General features: G+C 35.3%; 13 protein-coding genes and 1 pseudogene. 11 read left to right on the top strand and 3 right to left on the bottom strand.

What is annotated here, in order from left to right; translation table 11 throughout:
- Positions 1–117 precede the first annotated feature (117 nt).
- Positions 118–1,143: pseudogene (locus APF76_18040) on the top strand.
- 152 nt (positions 1,144–1,295) lie between these two features.
- Here the strand turns inward: APF76_18040 and APF76_18035 are convergent.
- The gene (locus APF76_18035) at positions 1,296–2,483 is read right to left on the bottom strand and encodes an aspartate aminotransferase (protein ID KUO48783.1); all 1,188 of its coding nucleotides are present in this window, start codon (positions 2,481–2,483) and stop codon (positions 1,296–1,298) included.
- Between the two features lie 132 nt (positions 2,484–2,615).
- On the opposite strand from APF76_18035, the gene APF76_18030 reads away from it, so the two are divergent.
- Complete coding sequence (locus tag APF76_18030) at positions 2,616–2,855, top strand: hypothetical protein (GenBank protein KUO48782.1); 240 nt, start codon at positions 2,616–2,618, stop codon at positions 2,853–2,855.
- Between the two features lie 64 nt (positions 2,856–2,919).
- Here the strand turns inward: APF76_18030 and APF76_18025 are convergent, their stop codons facing one another.
- Positions 2,920–4,284: a hypothetical protein gene (locus tag APF76_18025; protein ID KUO48781.1), complete on the bottom strand. Its 1,365-nt coding sequence runs from the start codon at positions 4,282–4,284 to the stop codon at positions 2,920–2,922.
- A 167-nt stretch (positions 4,285–4,451) separates the two neighbouring features.
- Here APF76_18025 and APF76_18020 point away from each other — a divergent pair, with 167 nt between their 5' ends.
- From APF76_18020 to APF76_18010, 3 genes are all read left to right on the top strand, one after another.
- The gene (locus tag APF76_18020; protein ID KUO48780.1) at positions 4,452–5,093 is read left to right on the top strand and encodes a hypothetical protein; all 642 of its coding nucleotides are present in this window, start codon (positions 4,452–4,454) and stop codon (positions 5,091–5,093) included.
- Positions 5,083–5,775: a hypothetical protein gene (locus APF76_18015; GenBank protein ID KUO48779.1), complete on the top strand. Its 693-nt coding sequence runs from the start codon at positions 5,083–5,085 to the stop codon at positions 5,773–5,775. The genes APF76_18020 and APF76_18015 overlap by 11 nt, the downstream gene beginning before the upstream one ends.
- Before the next feature lie 240 nt (positions 5,776–6,015).
- On the top strand, positions 6,016–7,119 hold the full coding sequence (locus APF76_18010) for a hypothetical protein (protein ID KUO48778.1): 1,104 nt from the start codon (positions 6,016–6,018) through the stop codon (positions 7,117–7,119).
- 105 nt (positions 7,120–7,224) lie between these two features.
- Here APF76_18010 and APF76_18005 read toward each other — a convergent pair whose 3' ends face one another.
- The gene (locus APF76_18005; protein KUO48777.1) at positions 7,225–7,926 is read right to left on the bottom strand and encodes a hypothetical protein; all 702 of its coding nucleotides are present in this window, start codon (positions 7,924–7,926) and stop codon (positions 7,225–7,227) included.
- Between the two features lie 341 nt (positions 7,927–8,267).
- Between APF76_18005 and APF76_18000 the strand changes: the two genes are divergently transcribed.
- The 6 genes from APF76_18000 to APF76_17975 all read left to right on the top strand — a co-directional run bounded on the left by APF76_18000 (position 8,268) and on the right by APF76_17975 (position 15,594).
- On the top strand, positions 8,268–9,113 hold the full coding sequence (locus APF76_18000; GenBank protein KUO48776.1) for a pantoate--beta-alanine ligase: 846 nt from the start codon (positions 8,268–8,270) through the stop codon (positions 9,111–9,113).
- Between the two features lie 84 nt (positions 9,114–9,197).
- A complete protein-coding gene (locus tag APF76_17995) occupies positions 9,198–10,109 on the top strand; it encodes a radical SAM protein (protein ID KUO48845.1) in 912 nt (303 codons plus the stop codon).
- A 180-nt stretch (positions 10,110–10,289) separates the two neighbouring features.
- Positions 10,290–11,570, top strand: a complete 1,281-nt coding sequence (locus APF76_17990; protein KUO48844.1) for a hydroxylamine reductase — start codon at positions 10,290–10,292, stop codon at positions 11,568–11,570.
- A gap of 190 nt (positions 11,571–11,760) precedes the next feature.
- Positions 11,761–12,447: a hypothetical protein gene (locus APF76_17985; GenBank protein KUO48775.1), complete on the top strand. Its 687-nt coding sequence runs from the start codon at positions 11,761–11,763 to the stop codon at positions 12,445–12,447.
- A gap of 157 nt (positions 12,448–12,604) precedes the next feature.
- The gene (locus APF76_17980) at positions 12,605–15,028 is read left to right on the top strand and encodes a hypothetical protein (GenBank protein ID KUO48774.1); all 2,424 of its coding nucleotides are present in this window, start codon (positions 12,605–12,607) and stop codon (positions 15,026–15,028) included.
- 182 nt (positions 15,029–15,210) lie between these two features.
- Positions 15,211–15,594, top strand: a complete 384-nt coding sequence (locus tag APF76_17975; GenBank protein KUO48773.1) for an aldehyde:ferredoxin oxidoreductase — start codon at positions 15,211–15,213, stop codon at positions 15,592–15,594.
- The last annotated feature ends 40 nt before the right edge of the window (positions 15,595–15,634 follow it).

Genomic DNA, 15,634 nt, shown 5'->3' with positions numbered 1-15,634 from the left:
TTTTAGTGCTTGATAAGTACTTCCTAAGGAAAAATCAATTGGAAAAGAAATCTTGTTATATAATATTTTATTAAAGAAAAAGATAGGTTTAGACAGCTATGTATTGAGGAGTGAAGTATGTCTAAACCAAAGATCAGTACATTAAAAGTTGCAGCAGCTTACATTGGAACTGTAGTTGGGGCAGGTTTTGCTTCAGGCCAAGAGATATTACAGTTCTTTGGCTTTTTTGGAGCCTTTGGAATTATAGGTATAATTGTTTCAGGATTGTTATTTTCATTTTATGGGTATTTAATATTGAAGTTGGGCAGAAAGCTGAGAGCAGAATCTCATTTACCTGTGATTAGGTACATAGGGGGCAAGTTTCTGGGGACCATTATTGATTATGTAATAACCTTTTTTCTTTTTGGTGCGGTTACAGTAATGGCCGCAGGCGCAGGGGCTCTGCTTCAAGAGCAACTTGGATTACCAGAATTATTGGGAAGTGGCTTTTTGATGATTGTTGCTTTGTTAACAGTATTGCTTGGCATATCTGGTGTTATTAATGCTATTAGTATTGTTACTCCTTTTTTGCTTATTGCAGTATTTGTTATAGCTTTTTTAACGATTTATAGCACAGGCTTTGATTTTAATAACCTAACTACTACCAATTTGGGTATCCCCCCAGTCCCATTTTGGTCAATAGCAGCAATCTTGTATGTCTCCTATAATCTGGTTATGGCTGTAGCTATTTTAGCACCCCTTGGAAAAGAGACAGATGACCAAAAAACTTTGAAAAAGGGAGCTGTGATTGGTGGGTTTGGTCTTGCTATAGGAGCAGGCGCAATTTATCTAGCGGTTTTAGTTAATATGCCCCAAGCGGGAGAGTTTTCAATACCTATGATATTTGTTGTTTCTCAGATATCTCCATTAATACAGTTGGCTTTTGCTGTGGTGATCTTTGCGGAGGTCTATACCACAGCTGTAGGTAGCTTATATGGCTTTGCAGCCAGGATAATTCCACCTAATCACCCAGCTAGCTGGAAATACATAGTTGGTACGAGTATTGTGGCTTATGGATTCAGTCAATTAGGTTTTACTAACCTTGTAAGGTATCTATTTCCCGCTGTTGGAGCTATGGGAATTCTTATGCTTGGAGGGTTATCCTGGGTTTATCTCAAGGAAATGAGTATTTATATGCTCTTCAAGAGAGTTGCTTCACAACCAGCATATAAGAAAAAAACAAATAAGCTAGAAGAACCCAAAAAATCAGTATACAAGCAAGATCATAAAAAATAATCAGATAGCCAAGTTTTGTTTTACATCATAGATAATTTTCTATTATTTAGAAATAAGTCAATTCTATTAAGAGCTGCATATATATTGTCTACAGAAGTTGCATATGAAAGACGCAAGTAATTTTTCCCATACTCTCCAAAGGATGCTCCATCCAAAACTGCCACTCCAGCTTTTTCTAACAAATCATGAGCCAATTTTGTGCTTGTATTTCCTGTTCCGGTAATATTGGGGAAAGCATAAAAAGCTCCTTTAGGTTTATGGCAGTATAAGCCTGGTATTGTGTTAAGTCCATTTATAAGGATTTCACGTCTTTTTGCAAATTCTTGTACCATTTTAGTTGTTTCGTCCTGGCAGTTTAGGATAGCTTCTGCACCAGCTATTTGCACAAAGGGAGCTGTACAGCTGTTTGAATTAATAATTAAACGACTAATATGTTGTGCTAATTCTTGAGGCATTAGACCATAACCAAGCCTCCAACCTGTCATAGAAAATGTTTTTGAAAAACCATCAACAATGACGGTCCTTTCCTTCATTCCGGGAAAAGATCCTATAGAAGTTGGTGCCTCATCATAATATATTTTACTATAGACTTCATCAGATAATACCAGCAAGTCATTTTTAATACATAGCTTAGCTATTTCCGATAACTCCTTATTAGTCAAAATGCCCCCTGTAGGATTATGGGGAGAGTTAAGTATTAACATTTTAGTTTTAGGAGTGATTAATTTAGCAAGTTTATCAACATCTATACTAAAATTATCGCCGATTTCCTCTATGGGAAGTGGAACAGGAATTCCACCGCAAAAACGTATAAGAGATTCATATATTGGGAACCCAGGATTAGGATAAATAACCTCATCACCTGGATTGACACAAGCCATCATAGTATAGGATAAAATAGGTTTTGCACCTGGAACTATAACTACTTCGCTAGGCTCAAACTTTATATTTCTAAGCTTTCCACTATAGTCTGCTATTACTTCCTGTACTGCAGCTAGACCTCCGGCAGCACAGTACTTTGTTTGGCCCTGATGCAATGCTTTAGCGGCAGAGCCAATCACACGTGCTGGAGATGAAAAGTCTGGTTCACCTATTTCCATATGTATAACCTTTACTCCTTGGCTTTCTATTTTTCTAGCTCTTGCCAACACTTCAAAGGCAGATTCAGTGCCTAATCCAGATATTCTATCGGCTAAAAATCTTTTCATTTTATGTGACACCACCTTCGGTAGTAATTATTTTGACTAACAAGAAGAAGACTGTTCTCTCAAGAAATGCTATTGTCCTCCACTGGAGGACATCAATTCTAATTACACCTATTTTAGAGACAGATACTTCTTTTGTCAATGGTAATTTTAAAAAAGGCAGAAATAATCTGTTTGAAAATATTTACAATAGTTGAAATTCTCGTTAATCCTCTGACGATCCAAGGATGTTGTAATCCCTTTTCTTTCATGGCAGTTATTATAGTGCTAAGAAGGGTATTTAGGGCTTCAGGAGCTGGGCTAGCAGCCATGGCAATATATCAATGCACCATGTGGATTGTAAGGGTGTCTCTCTGGAATATGCTGGGCAGTTAGCTTTAGCTGGATCCTTGGAAAGTTTTTTCACAAGAAAAGTAGTAAATAGTTAGTTGATTGTTCACTACTTTAATAATTTGTGCAAATCCGATGCTCTAAGATCATAATCTTCTACTAAACCCTGTATTAAGATCTCAGTATCAATAATTTCATACTGATATTGATTTTGTATTTTTCTTAAATAATTGAAGGTTTCCTCTTCACCTATCATTTCTTCAACTTGTATCCAGAAGTTTGCACCTTTTAAATAGACTGCTTGTCTATAATTGGCGGCAGAAGGAAAATCCTGAAGCTTTCTAACAATGGGAAAGCCTCTATAAGTATTTTCTGCTAAAGAAAAGTAGATTTTAAAAATATCTGCTACCGGCAATCCTTTTTCTTGACAGTATTTGTAAGCTGCATAGTTTGCCAAACCTTCATCAATCCAGCTTTCATTTAGTTGATCATTACCAACTAAAGAATACCACCACTGATGAGCAATTTCATGGGCTACTGTGAATAGATCTATGATCTGATCTTCATTTAGAAATATCATTCCAGAAAACTCCATACCCTTAAAATAATCCATTGGAACATCTACAAATACCAGAGAAGAATATGGGTATGGTCCAAATTTTTCACTATAGAAGTTAAAAACGTCTTGTGTATTTGTAACTAAATCAATCCTATGGTCCCTAGAATAATAGGAAATTTCTGGTCCATTATAGATCTTGCGATTTATTCCTGCTAGGGTTCCCATTACCAGAGAAAAATCTCTTATGGGTAAAGTCTTAAAGCGGTAGTGGTTGCCTGTATGGGTATATGGATGTGGAGACATAATATCTTTATCAGTATATAAGTTAATTTCAAATATGGCAGTCTCAAAAAAATAGGGATCAGCATGTGGAATCCATTGGAAGCTAACCCAGTTGTCTTTTATTCTAGGTGCTATGACTGGATACCATAAAGATAAGAGATAAATCTCATCATATTTGCCAAACCTAGTAAAATTGCTTTTAAAGTGAGTCTCAAAACTGAGAGATATAATAACTGTGTCTTCTGGCATCATAGTATGTGGTAGATAAATGATAATTTTATCTGTATAACTTTTAAAGTTAACACTTTTGTTATTAATTTTTAAAGAGAATACCTCTATATTATTTACGCCTACCATGTTAGCAGGCAGATTAATTTGAATATCATCAAGAGGCTCACCCCATGAGTTTATAAAGAAGATATCTAGTTCAGCCGCTAAATGTGTATTGGCATCTTCAATTTCCATATAATATATTGGGAAAGAACTACGTGTAGGCCTTGAGGCCATGTCATTTTTTGAAATGGCTTCAAAGCTAAAAGTACCATCATTACCCTTTTGGGGCAAGGGTATTAAATAAGAAAAGCCTAAGGAAAGTATGACTAAAAACAAGATTATAATACTGAGCTTTTTCATGGTTTTCTCCTAAAAAAGTACTTACATCTTATTGTTACACTTTTTAAGGATAAAATCTAGAGAAATTATTTAGGCAGTATTACTGGCTTTATAAGCATATTTCTTCTATAATAGATATTGATCACAAATATATTTGAACTTTAATAATCAACCCAAGGGGAAAAATGATGAAAAGAATAGCTTTTGATAAAGAGTTTATAGTCCCTACTTTATTTTTTTTTGTAGCAACAATTATAGTATTTTTTTGGGAACCTGTTTTGGCAATTCTCCTAGGAATTTTGACTGCGGGAGTCGTGTTGTTTTTCAGAGATCCCCATAGGGACATATTGGTGGATAAAAGTACTATAGTTTCTCCTGCAGATGGGAAAGTAATGGGAGTGGATATAGTAGAAGAAAGGGAGTTTTTTAACTCCAAGGTTAAAAAGATCACTATATTCCTATCTGTTTTCGATGTGCACATTAATAGATCACCTATTGCAGGTGAGGTTAGTGAAGTTCACTATTCAGCTGGAAAATTTTTACCAGCTTACAAAGCAGAAGCAGGTACACTAAACGAAAAAAATAAGATATTTATTAAAGGTGAAAAATTTAATGCCATAGTTGTGCAGATAGCTGGTTTTGTGGCTCGCAGAATTGTATGCAGGGTACAACCAGGCATGAATTTAGAAAAAGGGCAAAAGTTAGGCTTAATTAGATTTGGTTCATGTACAGAATTATATATACCACTTGGAGCAGAACTTTTGGTCAAAAAGGGAGATAGGGTTAAGGGTGGAGAAACCATCATGGGGAGGTGGAAAGATGAAAAATAGAGCATGGTTACCAAATTCGGTAACACTATTGAATCTTATTTTAGGTTTTTATGCAATCATTTTGATTATTAGGGAGCAATTTGTAATTGCAGCATTTTTAATATTTGTAGGAATGATATTAGATGGTATTGATGGAAGGCTAGCCAGGAAAATTGCAGTAGATAATCCAATAGGTAAAGAATTAGATTCTCTTGCTGATTTAATTTCCTTTGGAGTGACACCTTCATTGCTGATTTATCAGATGTACTTGACAGAATATAGTATTCTAGGTGTGGTTGTAGCAGTCATATTCCCAGTATGTGGGGCAGTACGACTAGCCCGTTTTAATGCAGTAGATAGTACTGACTCTTCTAATTATTTTAAAGGGCTTCCAATTACTGCAGGCGGAGGGATTTTGATATCCTTTGTTCTGGCTGGAGCAAGTCTTCCTAGTGTGGTTTTTATTCCTATAGTACTGTTGGTAGGATACCTTATGATTAGTACAATAAAATATCCTAATTTTAAAAAAGCTACCCCATTTCAAGCAAAATTTATAATTGCGTTTATTGGGGCATGCCTTGTTATTGCATTAAATAATCCAAGTTCAATGCTAATGAATATGCTGGTTGGCTATGTATGTTTGGGGCTAGGCTTACATGTTTCACCTATTCCAAAGTTAGCAAGGTTGTTTTATACTTCTTAATTATCAGATTGTCGATTACTAAATTTAGTGAACTCGTTCAGCTAAAAGCTGAACAACGAGGAATTGAGAAGTAGGGGTCTTAACCATATAGAATACTTTGGATAAATATTGGACAATGATTAAAGGAACCACACGGGTTCCTTTAATTTTTTCTAAAATTTGGGACAAATAGGACTATAGTCCTATGTATAAATTTATAATAATATGATACGTTTTACCCAAAAGGTTTGGGGGGATATAATGTTTAATTTTGCAAATAAATCGGAAATAACAGAAGATATTGTTGAAAATTCTAATGAAATGCAGCACGCCCAGAGGTCGGAGAAAAACTTTGAAGCATCTCAAAAGAATATAGGGATTGATTTGGGGTATGGTTATGTCAAACTAATCGATTCCGTTGGTGAAATCAAATTTCCTAGTATTGTAGGTATAGGTAGAGAGCTTCAGTATAGTTCTTCACTTAAATTTGCCAAAGAAAATGTGGAAACAAAGAACATAGCTGTTAAAGTAGATAAAGAGTCTTACTTTGTAGGGGAACTGGCCCTTAGACAAAGTGATATAGCATCTCGTTCCCTGAATTTGCAAAAAGTTAATGATAATAATTCAAAGATTTTAATGCTCACTAGTGTCGGTATGTTGAACAAATGGGACAATGAATCATTCAATATTGTTACTGGACTGCCTATTAATCAGTTTTCTGAACAACGAGATTGGGCTGATAAGCTTGTCGGACACCATGAAGTGACTTTTGTAGGCGATAGGACTGAAAAGGTAAAAAACTTTAGTATTAAAAAGGTACATATAATACCCCAACCCTTTGGAACTTTATATGATCAGATGCTCAATAACTCAGGTGGAGTCATCAATAAGGATTTAGCAGATATGATGATAGGTGTTATAGATGTAGGCTACAAAACTACTGGATTTGCAGCTATTAACCAGGTGGAACTTGTTGAACATTTGAGTTTCTCTAATACTACTGCATTATCAAGTGCGTATAGAATGATTGCCAATTACTTTAGAAAGGAATATGGAATCGACAAAGAGGTTTTTGAATTAGATGAAATCCTTGAAAGTGGTTGGTTAAAATTAGCAGGTAAAAATCAGGATATCACTTATATTAAAAATGAGGTATATGAAAAAATAGCTAACAAGATTGTCCTTGATATAAATTCATTATGGAATTACCGTGATTTTGATGTTATATTCATGACAGGTGGTGGAGGCCAAGCTTTGAGTAGCTTTATCCTAAAGAATTTTCCAAATATGAAGCTGGTTGAAGGGTCGCAACACGCCAATGTAAGAGGTTATCAAAAGCTAGCAAACAATATATTTAGAAGCTAGTAAAGAAAACTTGGCTTAACATACTTTTTGATAGTTTAAATAATAGTGTAAAAAAGAGTCAGCTTGGGAGGCTGACTCTTTACGTTTCAATTGGTTATTTCGTTTCTATTTATTTTCTTCTTCCATAACACTAAACCTTGGAAAACATACAACTTGACCTGATATATCATCAACCTCATTTATAGAGAAATCCCATTTTCGTAAGCTAACAGGTGGTGGTATCATTTGGATAGCATTTGGTGTTACTGCGTAATATAAAGACATAGCATTTCTTGTACGTGAAAAAAATATCCATCTTAACATTAGATAAGATACCATTGTTAAGAAAAGTGCAGGTGGAAGAGTTTTAATATAATTGACAGAGCCTATCATTATTAAGAAAAATGATATCAATATAGGATCAATTAGTGGCACTATATTTAGTGAGTAGGCTTTTTTCTTTAAGGGCCACAATATGTTTACTCCATAGCAATTCATTAAGTCTAATAGACTATGCGACGATATTCCAATGAGCGAAAATAAAAAAAGAAGCCAGAAATTTGTTTGAGCAAATATTAAATGCAGACCAAAGGCAATGGTAGCTGCAATAATGGGCATTCCAACTAGAGAATGGGTAATTGCACGATGCTGTAACCAGCTGGGCAAGTCCCTTCTCCGTTTCATTTTTTTATATCCCCAGAGCACATCAAAATCCGGGGCTATTGAGCCTAACATTGAACTTAGATAAATTGGATTAGTTAACGATAAAGGATCACCAGATAATGTCCCTAAAGCCAATCCTGCCAGGGAGTGTGTGATCATATCCATGTTTATTCACCCCTTTTATAACCCTGATTATTATCCTACCATGTTTTTAAAGTAATTACACCTTATATTCATAAAAAATCACTTTTTCTTAATATTTACCTTATAAATAACTGAGGTTATTGGTTAGATGTGGCATTTATGATAAAATACCTTTAGATGGTATCTACATGAACCATACTAAATAGTTTCGTAACTTAGCATACTAAGCTTAAGATCTTAAATTACCGTAAAGAAGATAAACAAAAAGCCGCTTTAAGCCTAATGGCAAGAGACGGAAATTCCCATGAAGGTAGCTTCAGGTTTTTCCTGAAGTATTTTTAATTAGAGGTGATATAAATACAATGGAAATATTAAAAAATATAAGAGAAACTAAGGATTATATCAATGAATTAAAAAAGAAAGGTAGTAGCATTGGGTTTGTTCCTACCATGGGATATTTTCACCAGGGTCATCTTGAGCTGATGAGACAATCAATACTAAAGGGACACGACACTATAGTAAGTCTATTTGTAAACCCTACTCAATTCGGACCAACAGAAGATTTTGATAGTTATCCAACAGATTTACAAAGAGATTTCGATTTGGCAAAAGACATAGGTGTGAAAGCAATTTTTTTGCCAACTACTAAGGAAATGTACCCGGATGGCTATAAGACATATGTAGAGGTTGAGGGTCTATCTAATGTACTATGTGGGGAAAACAGGCCAGGACACTTTAGAGGTGTTACTACAGTCGTTTTAAAGCTATTTAATATAGTGCAACCCAATCAAGCTTTCTTTGGGCAAAAGGATGGGCAACAAGTAATTGTGATAAAGAAAATGTTAAGAGATTTAAATCTTGATATTCAGATTGATGTAATACCAACTGTAAGGGAAAAGGATGGCCTTGCTATGAGTTCGAGAAATGCATACTTGAGTCCAAAAGAGAGAGAAGTGGCACCTTTACTATATAGAACATTAAAAATCCTTGAGGAAAAGATTCTCAATGGAGAAAGAAAAACTTCAGTTCTTTTAAAGGAAGGAAAGGATAATCTTTCAAAAGAACCTTTAGCTGAGCTACAATATATAGACATTAGAAGTACTGATGACCTTTCCCTTATGGAAGAGCTTAGAGGCGAATTTATGATAGCCATGGCTGTCAAAGTAGGGCCTGCTCGCCTTATTGACAATATAGTATTAAGGGTATAAATAATTTGAATAATAACAAGTCAACTTACATATCAAAAAAGGGGACTAATAGTGGACCGTTATCAGATTTATTCTAAGTACTTGATGGAAATATTTGGAGAAAAAGTATATAAGGTACCTGTAAATTTACCCGGGACCTGTCCTAATAGAGATGGCACCATAAGCCTCGGTGGCTGTACTTTTTGTGATGAACAAGGTTCAGGCTTTGAATGCCTTTCAAACACTTTATCTATTCAAGAACAAATTTGTAAAAATCAAGAGTTTTTTAGAAAGAGATTTGGTGCCAGTAAGTTCATAGTGTACTTTCAAGCATTTACAAATACCTATAAACCATATCAGCAATTTGTAGAGGAGATAGAGGTAGCAGTTAAGGAAGAAGATGTCATAGGTATCTCTTTGTCTACGAGACCAGACTGTATTAATGACAAGTATCTCGATTTTCTATATGAATTAAAAGTAAAAAATAGTCTTGAGGTTGATATTGAGCTTGGCTTACAGACTGTTAATTATCATACCCTGACAAGAATAAATAGGGGACATACTTTGGCAGAGTTTTTAGATGCAGTAATTAGGATAAAGAAACGAGATTTGAAAATTTGTTCACATGTAATTTTAAATTTACCAGGGGATACAGATCTAGATATTATAGAAAATGCTAAAATAATATCTTCTTTAGGAATAGACTATGTAAAGTTACACTCTTTATATATAGTAGAAAACACATTATTAGGGAAGCAATACCTAAATAAAGAGTTTACCGTTGTCTCCTTAGATGAATATGTAGCTAGGGTAGTGACTTTTTTAGAGTATTTGTATCCAGCAGCTGTAGTCCAGCGGTTAGTAGGTAAGGGGCCAAAAGGAAAACTTCTTTTTAGTAATTGGGATACCAGTTGGTGGAAGATAAAAGAGCTGATCGAGACTAGACTAGAAGAGCTTGATACCTATCAAGGTAAGAAATGTGACTATTTAAACGGAAAGGCACTAAGGAAATTCTAAACACTTATCAAAAAGATGGGTGTTTTTTTTATTAGGTGACATATATCACAGATGCATAGGATTATTAAGGATACAATGTGTTTAAAGCTAGAACAAAATTTTAAGGGGGCACATTAAATGTTTGGTTTATTTAAAAATGAAAAGGAAGATACTCAGGAAGTAAAGAAGGAAAATCTTAATATGTTTTGTTATCAATGTTCACAAACTCCAAAGGGTGGTTGTACAAAAATTGGTGTTTGTGGCAAGGATAAGGATATTGCTAGCCTACAGGATACAATTATTTTTGGTTTAAAAGGAGTAGCAGCCTATGCAACACATGCCAGAGAGATGGGTTATACTGACCCAGAAGTAGATGCAATTACCCAAGAGGCTTTATATACTACTCTTACAAATTCTAACTTTAATCTTCAAGAACATATAGAAATGGTCTTAAAAGTAGGGACTGCAACAGTAAAAGTTATGGACTTACTTGATAGAGCTCATGTAGAAAAACTAGGAGTTCCAGAACCGGCAACAGTAACAAATGACAAGGTAGAGGGTAAAGCAATCATCGTAACTGGACATAACTTATTTGCCTTAGAAAATCTTCTTAAGCAATCAGAAGGTAAAGGAGTAAATATTTATACTCACTCTGAAATGTTACCAGCACATGGTTATCCACAGTTAAAAAAATATAAGCATTTAAAAGGCAACATTGGCAAGGCCTGGTTTGATCAAAGAAAGCTTTTTGAACAATTTCCTGGAGCTATTCTTGCAACCACAAACTGTGTAATGCCAATTAAAGGTAGCTATGCAGACCGTTTCTTCTCTTATGGTGTTACAGGGCTTGAAGGAGTTCAAAAGATTAATAATGATGATTTTACTGCAGTAATTGAAAAGGCACTTTCATTGCCAGAAGCAAATATGCAGTCAGATAAGGTGCTATCAACAGGTTTCCACCATGCAACAGTACTTTCAATTGCACCACAAATTATTGATGCAGTAAAAGCAGGAAAGATAAAACGCTTCTTTGTAATAGCTGGTTGTGATAAGCCAGGTAAAGGTGGAGATTACTATAGAGAGCTTGCATTATCGGTACCAGAGGACTGTGTAATCATAACAACCTCTTGTGGTAAATTCCGTTTCAATGATCATGATTTTGGAACAATTGATGGAATTCCAAGATACATTGACCTTGGCCAGTGCAATAACTCTGGATCAGCAGTTAAAATCGCTGTTGCGTTAGCTGAAGCCTTTGATTGCTCTGTAAATGATTTACCACTAACTATAGCATTGTCATGGTTTGAGCAAAAAGCCGTTGCAATCTTGTTAGGTTTACTAAGCCTCGGTGTGAAGAATATTTATCTAGGACCAAATCCACCAGAATTCTTAACTGAAAATGTTGTAAAAGTACTTCAGGATAACTTCGATATTAAATTAACAGGAAACGCAAAAGAAGATCTAGCAGCTATGCTTGGATAAAAAGCATTTTGCCTTCGATATATAGAAAAGAAGATTATCCCCCATTTCGATATCATGTGGAAATGGGGGATATTTATTTATTCATATTGCAAATGATGCACGGCGTTTAAGCGATTTGTTTTCAAAATTGCTAGCTACCTCAATTAGATGATATAATATCAAGTAATGATTATTTTTGGGGGGTAATAAATTGAAACCGGATATTAATTTACTAAGAAAAATTCCTGTTTTCTCTGAATTGGATGATGATCTAATTGATAATATTGCAGAGTTAACTTTTATAAAAAAATATTCAAAAAATGAAATGGTTTTTTTTGAAGGTGACCCTGGGGAGGCTATCCACTTTGTAAAGTCTGGGAAGGTAAAGATTTTTAAAACTTCAGAGGCTGGCAAGGAGCTGATTATAAATATACTGAGCTCTGGTGATATTTTTGCTGAAGTAACCCTTTTTCAAAGAAATGTAAATTACCCTGCCTCAGTTGAGGTAATAGAAGATGGAGAAATAGGTTTTATTAGAAATAGGGATTTGGAAAGATTGATTTCTGATAATCCTCAGTTGGCCATGGAACTTTTACGAGCAATGACAAATAAGCTTAGGGAAGTACAGCAAAGAGTTAGAGAGCTTGGAAGTAATGATGCCATTGAAAAGACTATTCGTATCTTAATTACCTTGTCAAAGAATCATGGTAGCAGAACGCAGGATGGAATAGCACTTTGTAAAAATATTACCCGTCAGGATATGGCAAGCTTAGTGGGTACCACAAGGGAAACAATGAGTCGAATACTTTCAAAATTTAGTAAGGAAGGTCTTATAGATATAAATGGAAGAACAATTGTTATTAAGGATGTTGATGCGCTAGAGGGGTATTATATATAGTTTGTTTCAAGAGGAGCTCTTAGGAGTTCTTTTTTTATTCCTGTTAATAGAATAAAAAGTCCATTGATATATCAGAATAAGAAAATAGATAATCAGTAAAGCTTATATTTAAAAAATAGTAATAATCTTAGTAAGTTGGGTGGGAGGAAGTTTTTTGATGTATTTACGAATTTTGAAAGCAGTAATAATTAGTATGCTTCTGTTTTTTATTATAAATGGTTCTAATGTAGTTTTGGCCCACTTGCCTGTTACTTTATATACAGAAGATGGAGAGGCCATAAATTCAAGAAAAGAGGAAAACTTAGACCAACCCTATAGTCCAAAAGAAACTTGTGGTACCTGCCATGATTATAATTCAATTCTCAATGGCTATCACTTTACTAGTGAATGGGAAAGATGGTCTGTTTTAAGTTATAGACAGTTAGCGGAAAAGGAAAATGAATGTCCAGATGAAATAGATATGACTGCTTTTGATTTTGCTACTAAGATTAGACTTAATGAAGATAACTTAGCTTTTGGAGCATTTCATCCAGGCGGAGGGATGCTGGAATTTGATAGACAGCTAAGAAGGTATGATGATGCCTTGCGGGAGAATTCGTCTTTAGCTGAAAGCTTCGATGGAGACTATTATAATAGCCAGTGGGTTGAGAGTGGGGTTGTGGAAATTGACTGTCTTTTATGTCATCTGCCTGGATATGATTATCAGGCTAGGGTAGAACAAATGGAAAAAGGTAACCTCAGATGGGCTGCAACTGCGGGAGCTGGACTAGGATCTGTAGATGGAAGTGTTTTAGAAGGAGAGGAACCACAAGTAACTTATGATTTGGATAGTTTTACTACAAGGGGCACGGTGGATTTAGAGATTGTATCCGCTAGTGATGAAAATTGTCTTTCTTGCCACGGTTCTATGGGTTTAAGACAAGCAGGATTTGTTTGGAATAAGGAAAACAACCCTGATATTCATAACCAGGGTGAAATGAATTGTTTAGACTGCCATTTTATTATAGACACAGATGATACTCCTGCTATTAATCATCAGATAGCTACAGGCAAGGCTGAAGTAGGTGCAGCTGCAGAGTTTGCTGGAACCATGTTAAGCTGTGGCGAGTGCCATGACAGAGGAGAATTGGGCGCACCTAGGCCAAGACATAATACAATTAAGATTTCCCACCTAGAGTACATATCCTGTCAAGGATGTCATGTACCAAATCAAACCATGGAAGCCACTAGTGTTGTAGATGTAACCACAGGTGAAATTATTGATTTTACCAGGGATATGGAGAATGTGCAGAGTACAGAGGGCAGTTTGCCACCTCATTTACAAAGGCTAGATGATTACATATATCCCGTAAATTTGGTCAATGGGGTATGGTGGGGTAATAGAAATACAGATGGTACGATAGTTCCATTATATCTAACAGAGATAGAGGCAGCTTTTAATGCAATAATAAATAAGATTAGTAATGATACAAAAAATGGACATCGAGAAGTAAATTCTCAGGAAGAAATTATTGCAATGCTTAACTCACTTTCTAATGTTCTTGCTGAAAATGAAAGATTAGATATAATTCAGCCTGTCTATGTCAAAGGTGGTCAAACATACGAAATTGATGAAAGCGAAGATCTCTTAGTACTCGAAAGTAATGGAATTGAGCAAGAAACATTTCTGATAGCTCACAATGTCCTTTCTGCAGAAGAAGCTTACGGGGCAGGAGGGTGTTCCGATTGTCATAACCCTAATTCTCATTGGATAGCGGGGCAAGTCCTGAAGGATCCTTGGGGACCAGATGGAGTCCCGGTTTATACTACTCAGGGCAATGTATTAGGTTTAAATAGGACAATAATGAGCTACTATTACATATATCAAAACTTCTTTAGAACAATACTTTTCCTTGGAATTTTGGGTGCTTTTATATTTACAGTAGTACACTATCTTGTGATAGGCCCCAAAGGAAAGCATCTAGCTAAGTTACCAAGAAATATGACGCGCTATTCTCCTCTTGAAAGAGTTTCCCATTTCATCAGAATGGGCAGTACCACCTTACTAATTATTACGGGTATTGGTTTTGCTTTAAACGCAATGGGCATTTTAAATCTAGGAGGAGGCTACTATTCCGCTAGAACTATTCACATTTTGCTTGGTGTTCTCTTTATAATCAGTTCTTTATCAGCGAGTGCTGTCTGGTATAAGAATGCTCTAATTAAGTCCTATGACATTGAATGGTTTAAGAAATTTGGTGGGTACTTTACAAAGCAAGAATGTCATGTTCCAGCTGGACATTTTAATGCGGGACAAAAGATTTTTTACTGGATCTCAGGTATCTTGAGTGTGCTACTTGCTGTGACTGGGGTAACGCTAATATTAAGAGGTAATCTTCGTGGAAGTTGGCTTATTTTTGCGGCCACAATCCATGGACTAAGTTCTATTCTTCTTATATCTGCAGTTATCGTCCATGCGTATCTGGGTAGTGCTGCAAATCCTGGAACATGGAGAGTTTTAGTAGATGGAAAGGTTTCTGAGGAATGGTGTAAACATCACCACCCAGATGCAGATATTGAGTATAATGATGAAAAGAAATGAGCCCCTTGATTATCTATTATTTTAGTGTCCATAATTTGTACATTATGGTAAGGGAAAAAAAGCTGTTTTCTAAAGGAAACAGCTTTTTTTTGTGGAAGTAATAATACGGCAAATAATAATTTTTTTCTTTTTACTAAAATGAAAAGCAATAATCTTTAAATAATAGATAGGGGGGAGTCTACTTGAAAACTTTAAGAGTAAAGGCTGAATTGTGTGATGGTTGTGGTATTTGTGAGTTAGTATGTTCCAAGGTTAATTTTAAGAAGGAAGATAGGGAGAAGTCTGCTATTAGGATAAGTGAAAAAACAGAAGGTTACGACATAAATGTATGTAATCAATGTGGTGAGTGCGTGGAAGTGTGCCCTACAATGGCACTGCATAAAAGTAAGTTGGGTGTAATTATGATAGATAAAGATAAATGTGTGGGTTGCTTTGCATGTATAGGATTTTGCCCAACATTATCAATGAGAATGCATAAGGATTATTTAGAGCCATTTAAGTGTATTGCATGCGGTAAATGTGCCAAGGAGTGCCCTACTGAAGCACTTTATATAGAAAAATTATAAAGGAAAGGAGAGATGGATAAACATGGCTTATAATATAGAA

This window comes from Desulfitibacter sp. BRH_c19, from assembly GCA_001515945.1.
Classification (GTDB): Bacteria; Bacillota; DSM-16504; order Desulfitibacterales; family Desulfitibacteraceae; genus Desulfitibacter.
This window is presented reverse-complemented; position numbering and strand designations above follow the sequence as displayed.

Excerpts from the sequence above, each read along its gene's own strand:
- APF76_18020 (KUO48780.1), top strand. The coding sequence starts at position 4,452 with ATGAAAAGAATAGCTTTTGATAAAGAGTTTATAGTCCCTACTTTATTT.
- APF76_18010 (KUO48778.1), top strand. The coding sequence starts at position 6,016 with ATGTTTAATTTTGCAAATAAATCGGAAATAACAGAAGATATTGTTGAA.
- APF76_18015 (KUO48779.1), top strand. The coding sequence starts at position 5,083 with ATGAAAAATAGAGCATGGTTACCAAATTCGGTAACACTATTGAATCTT.
- APF76_17995 (KUO48845.1), top strand. The coding sequence starts at position 9,198 with ATGGAAATATTTGGAGAAAAAGTATATAAGGTACCTGTAAATTTACCC.
- APF76_18025 (KUO48781.1), bottom strand. The coding sequence starts at position 4,284 with ATGAAAAAGCTCAGTATTATAATCTTGTTTTTAGTCATACTTTCCTTA.
- APF76_17980 (KUO48774.1), top strand. The coding sequence starts at position 12,605 with ATGTATTTACGAATTTTGAAAGCAGTAATAATTAGTATGCTTCTGTTT.
- APF76_17990 (KUO48844.1), top strand. The coding sequence starts at position 10,290 with ATGTTTTGTTATCAATGTTCACAAACTCCAAAGGGTGGTTGTACAAAA.
- APF76_18035 (KUO48783.1), bottom strand. The coding sequence starts at position 2,483 with ATGAAAAGATTTTTAGCCGATAGAATATCTGGATTAGGCACTGAATCT.
- APF76_18005 (KUO48777.1), bottom strand. The coding sequence starts at position 7,926 with ATGGATATGATCACACACTCCCTGGCAGGATTGGCTTTAGGGACATTA.
- APF76_18000 (KUO48776.1), top strand. The coding sequence starts at position 8,268 with ATGGAAATATTAAAAAATATAAGAGAAACTAAGGATTATATCAATGAA.